Origin of the sequence: Catenulispora pinistramenti (genome assembly GCF_018274385.1) — a bacterium.
GTDB lineage: Bacteria > Actinomycetota > Actinomycetes > Streptomycetales > Catenulisporaceae > Catenulispora > Catenulispora pinistramenti.
The window spans coordinates 1-13,225 of the sequence record NZ_JAAFYZ010000069.1 but is presented as its reverse complement, the minus strand read 5'-3'; the positions used below and the strand labels follow the sequence as shown (position 1 = coordinate 13,225).

Below are 13,225 nucleotides of genomic sequence, written 5' to 3'. Positions count from 1 at the left end.
GTTAACGCGCGCCGGGGGACGGGCGGTGGGCTGGGTCGTGCGCGATGCGGGGCCGACTGTGGCCCGACCTACTACCGGATTTCATCGCTACCACCTCCCGACCGCCGTGGCGCCGCGGCGCCTGATGTCCCGCGCGGTTCCGCCGATCGCGGCGGACGCGCTCGACACCTCTGGGAGGAGCACCCGGGAGGTCCCGTCGGCCCGCCGTCGCACGGCAAGGCCAAGACCTGTCCCGGCCACCTCTCTCGTCAGAGCTTCGGCACTTCACGGCGTAGCGTCAGCTGCGCAGCCACTTGGGATCACCCCTTAATCCGAGGAGATCTGTCCTGATCCGGAGGGTCTCTCGACCGATGGGATCAGTGGCCTTTGTCCGTGAAGACGCCTCACCGAACGAGGTGTCCTAACGGAAACCAAGGATCCTCTCGCGGCGTAAGGGTGTCAACTCACGTCGTCACAGGTGGGTAACGATCGCGCAACGGCGGCAACCTGAAAGGGGGTGTCGCGCGTTTGCGGGTATCGGGGCTGGACTACCTATCGACTTGCCTGAGCCGCCGGTACGGGGTGTCGCGCATAGCATGCAAGCATGTTTAGAGAGTCGACGACCACCCGGTTGGTGCTGAAACCCTTGACGGAGGCCGACGCCGCCGAGATGGCCGAGGTGTTGGCCGCCCCCGAGCTCTACACCTTCATCGGCGGCGAGCCCCCGACGGCGGACGGCTTGCGAATCCGTTACACGCGGCTGGCCGTGGGCCATTCCCCGGACGGCTCCCAGGAGTGGGTGAACTGGATCGCGCGGCGGGCCGAGGACGGCGCCGCGGTCGGGACCGTGCAGGCGACGATCGTCGAGGGGGGCCGGCGCGCCGATATCGCGTGGGTGGTGGGATTGTCCTGGCAGGGCCGCGGGTACGCGGTCGAAGCCGCCTCGGCACTGGTGGCCTGGCTGCGGGAGCGTGGCGTGGCGGAGATCCGCGCGAACATCCACCCTGGCCACGCGGCCTCGGCCCGGGTCGCCGAGCGGATCGGCCTGGCGCCGACCGGCGAACTGGACGACGAGGGCGAGCAGATCTGGCGCGCGCAGGGTGCGCCGGAGCAGACGGATTCAGAGCGGACGGAGACGACCCGGTGATCGAGCTGAAGACGCCGCAGGAGATCGACAAGATGGCGGTCACCGGGCGGTTCGTGGGGGAGACCCTGGCCGAGCTCGCGGAGCTGGCCCGCCCGGGGATGAACCTGATGGACCTGGAGCACCGGGCGCGGCGCCTGGTCAAGGAGCGCGGCGCGGTGTCGTGCTACTGGGACTACGCGCCCTCCTTCGGCCGCGGCCCGTTCGGCAACGTCATCTGCCTGTCGGTGAACGACGCGGTCCTGCACGGCCTGCCGCACAAGTACACGCTGCGCGACAGCGACGTGCTGACGCTGGACTTCGCGGTGGCGATCGACGGCTGGGTCGCGGACTCGGCCCGCACGGTGATCGTCGGCACCCCGCGCGAGGAGGACGTCCGCTTGATCGAGTCCACCCGCCGGGCCCTGGACGCCGGCATCGCCGCCGCGGTCCCCGGCGCCAAGCTCGGCGACGTCTCCGCGGCCATCGAGGCGGTGGCGGTCGAGTACGGTTATCCGGTCAACCTCCAGTTCGGCGGACACGGCCTGGGCCACACCATGCACGAGGACCCGCACGTGGCCAACGCCGGCCGCGCCGGTCGCGGCCTGGTGCTGCGCCCCGGCCTGACGCTGGCCCTTGAGCCCTGGTGGTCGGCGACGACGAGTGAGATCTTCACCGACCCCGACGGCTGGACGCTGCGCTTCCAGGACGGGTCGCGGGGTGCGCACTCCGAGCACACCATCGCCATCACCGAGGATGGCGCACGAGTATTGACAAAGGTGGATTGACGATGGCGATACCGCCCTCATTGCCTTTCGACGCCGGGCTGCTGGACGGGTACCACGCGCTGCGGGGGACCACGGCGGAACCGATGAGCATGGAGCGGCTGCCGCAGATCCGGGCCGAGGACGCCGCCGAGCTGCCGACGCTCGATGAGCTGCGCCGGGGTGGCCGGTTCGAGGTGACTTCGTACCAGATCCCGGCGGAGTCCGGCGATCCCGAGGTCACCCTGCTGGTCTGCACGCCGGTCTCGGCCCCGGCCGCCGCGCGCCCGGCGATCTACTTCACGCACGGCGGTGGCTACTTCAGCGGCGACCACCGGCACCTGTTCTTCCTGGACCCGATGCTGGATGACGCCGAGCACTTCGGGGCGTCGGTGATCTCGGTGGGATACCGGCTCGCGCCGGAGCATCCGTATCCCGCGCAGATCGATGACGTCTACTCCGGACTGCTGTGGACCGCCGACCACGCCGCCGAGCTCGGACTGGACCCGGAGCGGATCGTCGCCGCGGGCACCAGCGCCGGCGGCGGCCTGACGGCGGCGCTGGCCTCGATGGTGCGCGACAAGGGCGGCCCGCGGCTGCTCGGGCAGCTGCTGATGTGCCCGATGCTCGACGACGGCAACGACAGCGATTCGGCACTGCAGATGGACGGCGCCGATGTCTGGGACCGGAGCTGGAACGGGTTCGGATGGCAGGCCATGCTGGGTTCGGCTCGCGGCGGCCCGGACGTGTCGCCGTATGCCGCGCCGGCCCGGGCCACGGACCTGTCCGGCCTGCCGCCGGCGTTCATCGACGTCGGCTCCGCCGAGACGCTGCGCGACGAGGCCGTCGCCTACGCCGACAAGATCTGGCGGGCCGGCGGCTCGGCGGAGCTGCACGTCTGGCCCGGCGGCTACCACGCCTTCGACCTGGTGGTCCCGGACGCCGCGCTCAGCCGGGCGGCTCGGGCGGCGCGTCGGTCGTGGCTGGAGCGGGTGCTGGCGGCCGGCTGAGGGTCGGGCTGACGGTCGGGCTTGCGGTCGGGCTGACGGCCCGGTCGCTTTCCCGGCGGACGTGCCCGGGCCACGTCCCCGTGTCGATAATGCGCCGCAGGCTCGCGACACCGACGCCGAACGCGACGGTGTCGCGGGTCGGGTAGCGGTCGACCTGGCCGTTGAGCAGGCGGAAGCCGTCCGACCAGCCTTCGGCGGCTTCGTCGACGGCGTGCTCTCCCGGGTCGTCCTCGTCGTCCATCAGCATGAGCAGGACGCGCTCGCCGTTGGTGACGAAGCCCAGGCGGCGGCCGTCCGGATGCTCGAACCAGGATTCGTAGACGCCCCGCGTCCGGCGTTCGATCAGGACACCGTTGATGTCCCAGCCCACCAGCGGCTTCGCCGACCCCTCGACGTGCCAGCCGGTGGAGGCCGCCCAGAGCTCCGTTCCCAGGCCCCACTCGTCCAGCCCTGAGTAGACGAGGGCCGCATCCGCCCCCGGATGCCCGAACGCCTCCGCCTCGCCCGAGTAGACGGCGACCAGCGAGTCGGGGCCGCGCCACCACCGATCGGCGACGCCCCGGACCGCGGGGACCTCCTCGAACCCGCCGAGATCGATGGCGGCGGCCTCGGCACCTTGCAGGACCCTGATGCCGGTTGCATGCGTCGAGGCGTGGTGAGCCAGGGACAGGGCCTCAAGCCAGCCCTCGATGCTCTCGTGGAGCCGGACCCAGCCCTCCGAGCCGAGGATCCCGAACGCGCCGTCCGGACCGATCTGGAACGAGTACGGCACGGCCGTACGCTGCGCGCCGACCTCGAAGAGCCATCCCACCCCGGGCACGTGTCCGGGGGCATCGGCGTCCAGATACTTCGGGCCGCCGTCGTTGCGGGCCGAAGGCGGCAGCACGAACCCGCCCCACGTCTGCTCGAACGCCACGGCCCGGTCGATCTGCTCGCCCGGAATCCCCGCCGCGAGCCACCGATCGCGGTACTCCTCAAGGGCCAGGGGCTCCAGGCGGACGCCGTGGGTCTGGAGGAACATCTGCGCACCGTGTGTCAGCCCGGGCGGCACCGCTGTGATGTGACGCTCCATCCCCATCTCCCCCTGTTCGCCTGGCGGGCCTGCGACGGCGACCCGTCGGACAACGACCCATCAGGCGACCCATCATCGGCCATCGGCCGAAGTCACCGGCACCCTTGCTGTTGACACTGCCGCCACCCTGGCGGGACGATAGAACCGAACGTTCGGTCGGTTGAGAGGTGGAAGCCGTGACGGCCCAGGCCAGGACGCAGGACGCGGCGGCAGCCGTGGCGGAACCGGAGCTGTCGGCGCAGTCGGAGCTGCAGGGGCGCTTCGACGATCTGATCGGCGCCGACGAGCGGATCGAGCCGCGCGACTGGATGCCGGAGGCGTACCGCAAGACGCTGGTGCGGCAGATCGCGCAGCACGCGCACTCCGAGATCATCGGGATGCAGCCCGAGGGCAACTGGATCACCCGCGCCCCCTCGCTGCGGCGCAAGGCGATCCTGCTGGCGAAGGTGCAGGACGAGGCCGGGCACGGGCTCTACCTCTACGCGGCCGCCGAGACGCTGGGCGTGGACCGCGCCGACCTGCTCGACGCCCTGCACACCGGCCGCCAGAAGTACTCCTCGATCTTCAACTACCCCACGCTGACCTGGGCCGACATCGGCGCCATCGGCTGGCTGGTGGACGGCGCGGCGATCATCAACCAGATCCCGCTCCAGCGCTGCTCCTACGGCCCCTACGCGCGGGCCATGGTGCGCATCTGCAAGGAGGAGTCCTTCCACCAGCGCCAGGGCTTCGAGCTGCTGCACGACCTGGCCCACGGCACGCCCGAGCAGCACGCCATGGCCCAGGACGCGCTGGACCGCTGGTGGTGGCCGTCGCTGATGATGTTCGGCCCGCCGGACGCGGAGTCGGCGCACTCCGCGCAGTCGATGGCCTGGCGCATCAAGCGGCACTCCAACGACGAACTGCGGCAGCGCTTCGTGGACATCAGCGTCCCGCAGGCCGAGGCGCTGGGGCTGCGCATCCCGGACCCCGATCTGCGGTGGAACGAGGAGCGCGGGCACCACGACTTCGGCGTGATCGACTGGACCGAGTTCCAGGAGGTGCTGGCCGGCAACGGTCCCTGCAACCGGCAGCGGGTCGCTTCGCGGGTGCAGGCGCACGAGGACGGCGAGTGGGTGCGGGAAGCAGCTTTGGCTTATGCGGCCAAGCACAGTGACAAGGGAGTTGCGGCAGCATGAGCACGGGTCTGCCTCTGTGGGAGGTCTTCATCCGCGGGCGGCGTGGGCTGTCGCATCAGCATGTCGGGAGCGTGCACGCCTCGGACGCGGAGATGGCGCTGCGCAATGCGCGGGATCTCTATACGCGGCGCGGCGAGGGAGTCTCCATCTGGGTCGTCCCGGCGGCGTCCGTCTGTGCCTCTTCGCCGGATGAGAAGGAGCCCTTCTTCGACCCGGCCGGGGACAAGGTCTATCGGCATCCGACGTTCTACAGGGTTCCAGACGGGGTGAAGAACCTGTGACCGCTACTACTGAGGCCTCTACAGGCTCCGCCTCTCCCGCGTCGGTCGCGCAATACGCGCTCCAGCTGGGCGATGACGCGCTCATCCTGTCGCACCGGCTGTCGGAGTGGTGCGCGCATTCTCCGGAGCTGGAAGAGGACGTCGCGCTGGCGAACCTCGCGCTGGATCTGCTGGGGCAGGCGCGGACTCTGTTGACGTACGCCGGTTCTCTAGAGGGTGCCGGACGTTCTGAAGACGACCTCGCGTTCCTGCGCACGGAGCGGGAGTTCCGCAACGCGCTCCTGGTCGAGCAGCCCAACGGCGACTTCGCTGTGACGATCGCGCGGCAGCTGTACTTCGCGACGTACCAGAGCGAGCTGTACGCAGCTCTGTGTGATTCCACGGACCCGGAGCTGGCGGCGCTCGCGGCGAAGGCCGTGAAGGAAGTCGCGTACCACCGCGACCACGCGGTGCAGTGGACGCTGCGGCTCGGCGACGGCACCGCGGAGAGCCACCGCCGGATGCAGGCGGGCCTGGAGCAACTGTGGCCCTACACCGCCGAGCTGTTCTTCCTCGACCCGGTGGCCACGGAGCTGGTGCAGCAGGGCATCGCGGTCGACCCGCGCACGCTGCGTCCCGCGTGGGAGGCGTCGGTGGCGGGTGTGATCGAGGCCGCGACGCTGACCGTGCCGGCCGACGGCTGGCAGCCGCGCGGCGGGCGTGCGGGGAAGCACGGCGAGGGATTCGGACTGCTGCTGGGGGAGATGCAGGCGCTGCATCGGCAGTACCCCGGCGCGAGCTGGTAGGTCAGGCGAGCTGGTAGGTCAGGCGAGCTGGTAGGTCAGCAGGATTTGGCGGCGATCTCGGTGGAGCGGAGGCGATGACGATGGCGATGGTGACGGCTGGGGAGCGCGGGCGCGCGACGCACGGCGCAGCGGCTGGTACCGCGGTGGCCGGCGCGGCCCTGGACCTCGCGGCGCTCGACCTCGCAGCGCTCGACCTCGCGGGGCTCGAAGCCGCCGCGGCGGCGGTGCCGGACCCGGAGCTGCCGGTGGTGACGCTCGGCGACCTGGGCATTGTGCGCGGCGTGTCGCTGACCGAGGACGGCGCGGTCGAGGTGCGCATCACCCCGACCTTCGTGGGCTGCCCGGCGACCGAGGTGATCGCCGCCGACGTGCGCACCGCGGTGGCCGCCTACCTCAGCGACTCCGGCGCGCCGGCCGTCGAGGTCCGTACCCGCACGGCGATGTCCCCGCCCTGGAGCACCGACTGGATCAGCGAGGACGGCCGCCGCAAGCTCGCCGAGCACGGCATCGCGCCGCCGCGGGGCGGTGCGCGCCACGCCGGTGGACCGGTCGCCGTGACGATCGGGCGGCGGGGCGGGCTCGAAGCCGGTCCGCTGCCTGGCGATGGCGCTTCTTTCCCTGCCCCGCGCGCAGCGCAAGCGTGCCCCCACTGCGGCAGCACCGACACGCGCGAGATCAGCGCGTTCGGCAGCACGCCGTGCCAGTCCCTGCGGGCCTGCCGGGCCTGCGGGGAGCCGTTCGGGGCGATGAAGTCCCTGTAGTCGTCCTTCGTCCCCTGTCTGTGACCGAGTCCTTGTGAGAGTGCTGTGACCTTGCTTCCTGTCGTCGGGTTGGACCGGCTCACCGATGACGCCGTGCGCGTCGTGTTCGGCGTGCCGGCGGGTGAGCGGGATGTGTTCCGGTACGCGCCGGGGCAGCACGTCACCGTGCGGGTGGAGCTCGGCGGGACCGAGGCCCGGCGGGCCTACTCGTTGTGCGCGGCGCCGTTCGGCGATGGCGTGGGTGCGGACGCGGCGACGCTGAGCATCGCGGTCAAGGAGCTCGGGCCCGGTGGGTTCGGGGAGATCGCGGCCGCCAAGCTGGGCGTCGGGGACCTGGTGGAGGTGCTGCCGCCGGCCGGGCGTTTCGTCTTGCAGACGGGGCCCGAGCACGTGGGCATCGTCGCCGGGAGCGGCGTGACGCCGGTCTTGGCGATGGCCGAGGTCGCGCTGGCCCGCGGGGATCGCTTCACTCTGATCTACGGCAATCGGACCGCCTCCTCGGTCATGTTCCTGGAGGAGCTGGCCGACCTCAAGGACCGTTACCCCGAACGGCTGATGGTGTTGCACGTGCTCTCCCGGGAGCCGCGGGAGGCCGCGTTGCTGACCGGGCGGATCGACGCCGAGCGGCTGCCGGAGCTGTTGGACGCGGCCGCGCCAGGGCCTGAGGCGCGCTACTACCTCTGCGGCCCGATGGCGATGGTCGACACCGCCAAGGAGGTGCTGGCCGGGCGCGGCGTGGGCCGCGGGCAGGTGCACTTCGAACTCTTCCACGCCGAGGACGCGCCGCCGCCGGCCGCCTACGCCGAGACCGCCAAGGTCCTGGCCGACGGCGACGTCGACGTCACGGTCACCCTCGGCGGCCGCCGCACCCAGCTGGCCATGTCGAAGGACGACGACTCGGTCCTGGCCGCCGTTCTCAAGGCCCGCCCCGACACCCCCTACTCCTGCACCGGCGGCGTCTGCGGCACCTGCCGCGCGAAGATCGTCACCGGCGAGGTCGCGATGGCCCACGACTACGCGCTGGAGCCGGAGGAGAAGGCTGAGGGCTTCGTGCTGGCGTGCCAGTCCCGCCCTCTCACCTCGACCGTGGAGCTGGATTTCGACGCGTAGCATCGGCCGGCCGGCCGGCCGGTTCCCTAACCGGCCGACGCCCCAGCCCGCCGACGCCGCCCAGCCCGCCGACGCCCTAAGAGGCCTGCGAAAGCAGCCACTCGTCGATCGTCTGCGGAGCCCGCACCTGACCGGCCACCTCCGCCCGCCATCCGCTGTCCCTCCGCCACGCTCCATGGGAAGCGGCGGCCCAGGAACCGGGTGTGTCGGGTGCGCCGGGGGGTGCGCCGAGTGAGTTGGGCGAGCCGGGTACGGGCGGGTCAGAGCGCTCATTCGTGGCCGTCCCGGGTGCCGCGGGAGCCGATGGCGGCACCGGCGCGCCCTGCCCCGCGCCGGGCTGCCACAGTCCGTCCATCCCGCCGTAGGCGTCGAACCGGATGCTCGCCAGCGGAATGTTCAACTCCTGCAACCGCGCGATCGTCGCCCGCACCATCGGCACCGACCCCGACACGTACACGTCGTGTCCGGCCCAGTGGTCGAAGAATTCCCCATAGCGGGTCACGACATCGGGCAGCATCCCGCGCTCCCCGGGGTACCGCGGATCGTGCGACACGGTCGGGACCACCGACAGCCACCGCCGCCGGTACGCCAGCCGTTCGAGGTCTGCCAGGTCGTAGAGCTCGTCGTCATGCCGAGCGCCATAGAACAACCGCACCTGGCGTGTGGTGTTCCACTTGGCCATGTCCTCGACCATCGCCTTGAGCGGCGCCAGTCCGGTCCCGCCGGCGATGCACAGCACGTCCCGCATCGACGTCGTGTTGCACACCATCGTCCCCGAGGCCGGCCCCAGCCGGACGGTGTCCCCGACCTTCGTGTGGTTCACCAGCGCGGTGGACACCCACCCCGCGGGAACGGTGCGCACATGCAGAGTCAGGGTGTTGTCGGGGCGCGGCGCGTTGGCGATCGAGTAGTGCCGCCACACCCGGGGCCAGCGCTGCGTTTCCAAGGACAGGTACTGTCCCGGCCGGAACTTGTAGGGGGCGTCTGGTTGCAGCGTCAGGACGGCGATGTCCGGGGTCCGCTGTTCGTGCCCGACCACCCGCGCGTTCCACCACGCCGGCGCGTGCCGGGCGTGCTCCTCGGCCGCCTCCATCATCGTCCCGGCGATGAGCTGGTACGCCGCCAGCCAGGCGGCGTCCATCTCGGCGGTCCAGGTGCTGCCCGCGTGGTGTTTCAGGGCTGATATCAGGCACCGCCAGACCATGTCGTAGTGCTCCGGGCGCACCCCGAACTTGCGGTGCTCGCGACCGAGGTCCCGGAGATAGTCGGCCAGGCCGTCAGGGTGCTCGGCCTGGCCGACTATGCGTACCAGGGCCTGGAACAGGCGGTCGCGCTGGGCGTCCATCATCGGCGGGAACATGTCCCGCAGCGCCGGGTACTCGGTGAAGACCAGCGCGTAGAAGTGCGAGACGACCCGGTCGAAACCGTCGGAGACCAGCGCGAAACTGTCCCGGATCAGTGCCGGGACGCGGGCCGGGTCCAGGTCGGTTCCATCGCTTGCCCGGGTTGCCCGGCTCGCCTCGATCGCCTCAGTCGCCGGGGCCGCCTCGATCGCCTCGGCTAAATCTGTTCCGTCGGAGTCGGCGGCGTTCTCCGCCGCTGTCTGCCGCACCATCTCTCGCGCCCCCAAAGCCTTTCACCGGGCCCCGTGACCTTTGCGTCACGGAGCGCATACCCAGTGCAAGCGATTACCTTAGGCTCCGGTGACGTCGCGGACTGTTGAAGTCCGGTGGAAGTCCGGTGGGGTAAAGGCAGGATTGTCCGCTATGGCGCGGGGAAAAATCCTCGAAGTCCGCCAGGAGTCCGGGCCGCGGGAGGGGTCGGCGGCGCTATCGGGAGGGTTCTTGGCGCATGAGGGTCACGCGGCGGCTCAGGATGGCCTCCGCGGTGGCTCGTCCGTCCGGCCAGCGGCGGACGGCGATCCAGTCGTCGTTGAGGGGTCGTCGGAGGGGGTCTGCCGCCATCGACAGCAGCAGATTGGCGCCGTAGGTGGCCCGGAGGGTGCCGGTGCCGGATTCGGTCGTACAGCCGCCCTCACCGGCCTCCGTGACCAACGCCGGTATGAGGTCGGCGCCGGCGGCTTCCTGCAGGATCGCGAAGGCCTTCTCGTGGCCCTCCGTCCAGCCCAGCGCCCGGAGCCGCTGTGAGCCCATCGGACCTGCGGTTGACACGTATGCTGTCCCAGCTTTCACTGTTCTGTCCGGTTCATGTCGACCGGGTGTCAGGTCCATCGCCTGTCCCGGTATCTACCGAAATCCCGGAAGATCGCTTCATGGTACGTACGCCCCCGACACGTTGTCGCCGGAGTTTTCGGCCAGCTCAGTCGTCCGTGACGAACCCTTCCGGAACGGGGGTGTCCGCGTCCCGCTGAGCGGCGACGCGTTGGCGCAGTGCCAGCCTCGCCAGCCACAACCGCCGCGAGGGCCACACTTGTTCCACGGCCGCGTTCAGCGCCGCCCCCAGCAGCACCGCCAGCGCCGTGACGTAGAGCCAGACCAGGATCGCAACGGCCGCGGCGAGTCCGCCGTAGAGCGAGTTGGTGGGGTCGGTGTCGGAGAAGGTGTTGGAGACGTAGTCCCGCAGCAGCACCGACCCGCCGAGCCAGACCAGCAGCGCCAGGACCGTGCCCGGCAGGTCCTGCGACCACGGGGTGCGGACCGGAACGGCGAGGTGGTACAGGGTGTTGAGGAACGCCACCAGCACCGTGAGCATCAGCGGCCAGTACAGCGCGTGGATCAGGTCGGTGACCGGCGGGAACGCGCTGACCAGCAGGTCCGGCCCGATCACCAGCAGCGGGAGCGCCACCGAGCCCAGGAGCAGGCCCAGCAGGTACATGCCGAAAGCCAGCAGCCGGGTGCGCACTATCCCGCGGCGGCCGGACAGGCCGTAGGCGATCGTGATGGTGTCGACGTAGACGTTCATGGCGCGTGAGCCCGCCCACAGGGCCAGCAGGAACCCGATCGAGATCAGTTCCGGGTGCCCGTTGGTGAGCAGGCTGGTCAGCAGCCCGTCGAGCTTCTGCACGCCCGGTCCGGACAGCATCGTGCCGGCGGCGCCGTCGATGTGGTGCTTTATCTCGTTGATCCGCGCGGTGCCGATCCAGCCGTTCAGATAGCCCAGCGTCCCGGCCAGCCCGATCACCAGCGGCGGCAGCGAGAGCAGGGCGAAGAACGCCGCCTCGGCCGCCAGCCCGGTGATCCGGTAGCGCATGCAGATCGAGAAGGTGATCTTGGTGACCGCCCACCAGTTGCGCGCCTGCGCGCCGAAGCGCTCGCGCGGCCCCTGCTGCTCGTGGTGATCCGCGTGCTCTGCGTGACCCGTCCCGGCCGGCTGCTCCGGCGGCGGGGCGTCGGAACCGGCGGGGGAGCCGGAGCCTGCGGGCAGGTCGAGCACTGGGCGCATGCGCGGGTCCTCGGGTCCTACGGTCGGATTCACGGGCGGCTGACGGGGTTTCTCGGTGGTTGTTACTTACCGGTAGCGAATACAAGGATCGGGTACTACGGTAACGGCAGCAGGCCGTAGTACCAGCATCATGCCGAAATGGAGATGACCGGCACATGCCCGAAGGAACCCTCGTCGGCCCCGCCGACGAGCCCGGCAACCAGGTCCCGCCGCTGGCCGGTTACAACGCCTACACCGCGGACCCCGCGCTGGTCGCGGCCGTGACGCGGTTGTTCGGGGCCGGTTCGGCCACCGACGGGGAGCTCACCGGCCTGGGCGCGCTGGCCGGGTCCTTCGAGGCACGCGAGTGGGGGCGGCTGGCCGAGGCGAACCACCCCATACTGCGCACCCACGACCGCTACGGCCGCCGCATCGACGAGGTCGAGTTCCACCCGGCCTGGCACGAACTGATGACGGTCGCGGTGGGCCACGGCATCGCCGCCGCCCCGTGGCTGGAGGACGCCGGCACCCTGCGACACACCGCCCGCGCCGCCAAGATGCTGGTCTGGGGCCAGGTCGAGGGCGGCCACCTGTGCCCGGTCTCCATGACCTACGCCGCGGTCCCGGCCCTGGCCGCCGACCCGATGCTGGCCGCGGAATGGACCCCCCGCCTGGCATCGAAGACCTATGACTTCGGCCTGCGCGACCTCGCCACCAAAGCCGGCTGCCTGGCCGGGATGGGCATGACGGAGAAACAGGGCGGCTCCGACGTCCGCGCGAACACCACCCGCGCCACCCCCGTCCCCGGCGACGGCCGCGAGTACACGCTGATCGGCCACAAGTGGTTCACCTCAGCGCCCATGTGCGACGTCTTCCTGGTCCTGGCCCAAGCCCCCGGCGGCCTGACCTGCTTCGTGATCCCGCGCGTCCTGCCCGACGGAACCCGCAACTCCTTCCGCCTCCAACGCCTCAAGGACAAACTGGGCAACCGCGCCAACGCCTCCTCCGAAGTCGAGTTCCACAACACCCGCGCCTGGCGCCTGGGCGACGAGGGCCGCGGCGTGGCCACCATCATCGAGATGGTCGCCATGACCCGCCTGGACTGCGTCACCGGCTCCGCCGCCCTGATGCGCGCGGCCCTCGCCGAGGCGGTCCACCACACCCGGCACCGCATGGCCTTCGGCAAGCTCCTCGCCGACCAGCCACTGATGCGCAACGTCCTGGCCGACCTGGCCCTCGAATCCGAGGCAGCGACCCTCACCTCACTCCACCTCGCCGCAGCCACCGACGCGGGCTCCGACGAATCCGCCCGCCTGTTCCGCCGCATCGGCCTGGCGGTAGCGAAGTACTGGGTCACCAAGCGCTGCGCCCCATTCACCGCGGAGGCACTGGAATGCCTCGGCGGGAACGGCTACGTCGAGGAGTCCGGCATGCCGCGGCTCTACCGAGAGGCGCCCCTGAACTCCATCTGGGAGGGCTCGGGCAACGTCAACGCGCTGGACGTCCTACGCGCCCTCGCCAAGGAATCCGGCGTATGGGACGCCTTCTGCACAGAGGTCGGCGCGGCGCGCGGCGCGGACGCCCGCTTCGACTCCGCGTTCAAGGAGCTGAAGGACGAGGTGGCCTCGGTCGACGAAACCGGGGCACGCCGGTTCGTGGAGCGGATGGCATTGCTGCTCCAGGGCTCGCTGATGCTGCGGTATGCGCCGCCGGAGAGCGCGGACGCTTTTGTCGCTTCGCGGCTTGGCGGGGATTGGGGGCGGACGTTCGGGACGCTGGGG

General features: G+C 70.8%; 13 protein-coding genes and 1 riboswitch. Of the genes, 9 read left to right on the top strand and 4 right to left on the bottom strand.

Going from position 1 to position 13,225, the window contains the following annotated elements; all coding sequences use genetic code 11:
• Positions 1 to 233 precede the first annotated feature (233 nt).
• Positions 234 to 402: riboswitch (M-box (ykoK) riboswitch) on the bottom strand.
• A gap of 181 nt (positions 403 to 583) precedes the next feature.
• The 3 genes from KGQ19_RS20870 to KGQ19_RS20860 are packed head-to-tail and all read left to right on the top strand — an operon-like array spanning position 584 to position 2,876.
• Positions 584 to 1,126, top strand: a complete 543-nt coding sequence (locus tag KGQ19_RS20870) for a GNAT family N-acetyltransferase (protein WP_212010883.1) — start codon at positions 584 to 586, stop codon at positions 1,124 to 1,126.
• Positions 1,123 to 1,890, top strand: coding sequence for a type I methionyl aminopeptidase (map, locus tag KGQ19_RS20865; protein ID WP_212010882.1), 768 nt, complete (start codon positions 1,123 to 1,125; stop codon positions 1,888 to 1,890). The genes KGQ19_RS20870 and map overlap by 4 nt, the downstream gene beginning before the upstream one ends.
• 2 nt (positions 1,891 to 1,892) lie before the next feature.
• Positions 1,893 to 2,876, top strand: coding sequence for an alpha/beta hydrolase (locus KGQ19_RS20860; RefSeq protein ID WP_212010881.1), 984 nt, complete (start codon positions 1,893 to 1,895; stop codon positions 2,874 to 2,876).
• On the opposite strand, the gene KGQ19_RS20855 is transcribed toward KGQ19_RS20860, so the two are convergent.
• Positions 2,815 to 3,948 carry a hypothetical protein gene (locus KGQ19_RS20855; protein ID WP_212010880.1) on the bottom strand — a complete coding sequence of 378 codons (1,134 nt, stop codon included), beginning with the start codon at positions 3,946 to 3,948 and terminating at the stop codon, positions 2,815 to 2,817. The genes KGQ19_RS20860 and KGQ19_RS20855 overlap by 62 nt on opposite strands.
• 167 nt (positions 3,949 to 4,115) lie before the next feature.
• On the opposite strand from KGQ19_RS20855, the gene paaA reads away from it, so the two are divergent.
• The 5 genes from paaA (at position 4,116) to KGQ19_RS20830 (ending at position 8,063) form a co-directional block, all read left to right on the top strand.
• Positions 4,116 to 5,126 (top strand): 1,2-phenylacetyl-CoA epoxidase subunit PaaA, encoded by a 1,011-nt coding sequence (gene paaA / locus KGQ19_RS20850; RefSeq protein WP_413563026.1) that lies wholly within the window; start codon positions 4,116 to 4,118, stop codon positions 5,124 to 5,126.
• Complete coding sequence (gene paaB / locus KGQ19_RS20845; RefSeq protein WP_212010879.1) at positions 5,123 to 5,407, top strand: 1,2-phenylacetyl-CoA epoxidase subunit PaaB; 285 nt, start codon at positions 5,123 to 5,125, stop codon at positions 5,405 to 5,407. Before paaA ends, paaB begins: the two co-directional genes overlap by 4 nt.
• On the top strand, positions 5,404 to 6,192 hold the full coding sequence (gene paaC, locus KGQ19_RS20840) for a 1,2-phenylacetyl-CoA epoxidase subunit PaaC (RefSeq protein WP_212010878.1): 789 nt from the start codon (positions 5,404 to 5,406) through the stop codon (positions 6,190 to 6,192). The genes paaB and paaC overlap by 4 nt, the downstream gene beginning before the upstream one ends.
• A 74-nt stretch (positions 6,193 to 6,266) precedes the next feature.
• Positions 6,267 to 6,953 (top strand): 1,2-phenylacetyl-CoA epoxidase subunit PaaD, encoded by a 687-nt coding sequence (paaD, locus tag KGQ19_RS20835; RefSeq protein WP_212010877.1) that lies wholly within the window; start codon positions 6,267 to 6,269, stop codon positions 6,951 to 6,953.
• A 45-nt stretch (positions 6,954 to 6,998) separates the two neighbouring features.
• Positions 6,999 to 8,063 carry a 2Fe-2S iron-sulfur cluster-binding protein gene (locus KGQ19_RS20830; RefSeq protein ID WP_212010876.1) on the top strand — a complete coding sequence of 355 codons (1,065 nt, stop codon included), beginning with the start codon at positions 6,999 to 7,001 and terminating at the stop codon, positions 8,061 to 8,063.
• Positions 8,064 to 8,139: 76 nt separating this feature from the next.
• On the opposite strand, the gene KGQ19_RS20825 is transcribed toward KGQ19_RS20830, so the two are convergent.
• The 3 genes from KGQ19_RS20825 to KGQ19_RS20815 form a co-directional block, all read right to left on the bottom strand.
• On the bottom strand, positions 8,140 to 9,678 hold the full coding sequence (locus KGQ19_RS20825) for a globin domain-containing protein (RefSeq protein WP_212010875.1): 1,539 nt from the start codon (positions 9,676 to 9,678) through the stop codon (positions 8,140 to 8,142).
• A 214-nt stretch (positions 9,679 to 9,892) separates the two neighbouring features.
• Positions 9,893 to 10,234, bottom strand: a complete 342-nt coding sequence (locus KGQ19_RS20820) for a hypothetical protein (protein ID WP_212010874.1) — start codon at positions 10,232 to 10,234, stop codon at positions 9,893 to 9,895.
• A 148-nt stretch (positions 10,235 to 10,382) separates the two neighbouring features.
• Positions 10,383 to 11,465, bottom strand: coding sequence for a YihY/virulence factor BrkB family protein (locus KGQ19_RS20815; protein WP_212010873.1), 1,083 nt, complete (start codon positions 11,463 to 11,465; stop codon positions 10,383 to 10,385).
• Positions 11,466 to 11,620: 155 nt separating this feature from the next.
• On the opposite strand from KGQ19_RS20815, the gene KGQ19_RS20810 reads away from it, so the two are divergent.
• A partial coding sequence (locus KGQ19_RS20810; RefSeq protein ID WP_212010872.1) for an acyl-CoA dehydrogenase family protein occupies positions 11,621 to 13,225 on the top strand: 1,605 nt, incomplete at its 3' end.

Coding starts and splice junctions, on each gene's coding strand:
- KGQ19_RS20815 (WP_212010873.1), bottom strand. CDS start 11,465: ATGCGCCCAGTGCTCGACCTGCCCGCAGGCTCCGGCTCCCCCGCCGGT.
- KGQ19_RS20825 (WP_212010875.1), bottom strand. CDS start 9,678: ATGGTGCGGCAGACAGCGGCGGAGAACGCCGCCGACTCCGACGGAACA.
- KGQ19_RS20855 (WP_212010880.1), bottom strand. CDS start 3,948: ATGGAGCGTCACATCACAGCGGTGCCGCCCGGGCTGACACACGGTGCG.
- paaB (WP_212010879.1), top strand. CDS start 5,123: ATGAGCACGGGTCTGCCTCTGTGGGAGGTCTTCATCCGCGGGCGGCGT.
- KGQ19_RS20860 (WP_212010881.1), top strand. CDS start 1,893: ATGGCGATACCGCCCTCATTGCCTTTCGACGCCGGGCTGCTGGACGGG.
- paaD (WP_212010877.1), top strand. CDS start 6,267: ATGACGATGGCGATGGTGACGGCTGGGGAGCGCGGGCGCGCGACGCAC.
- KGQ19_RS20870 (WP_212010883.1), top strand. CDS start 584: ATGTTTAGAGAGTCGACGACCACCCGGTTGGTGCTGAAACCCTTGACG.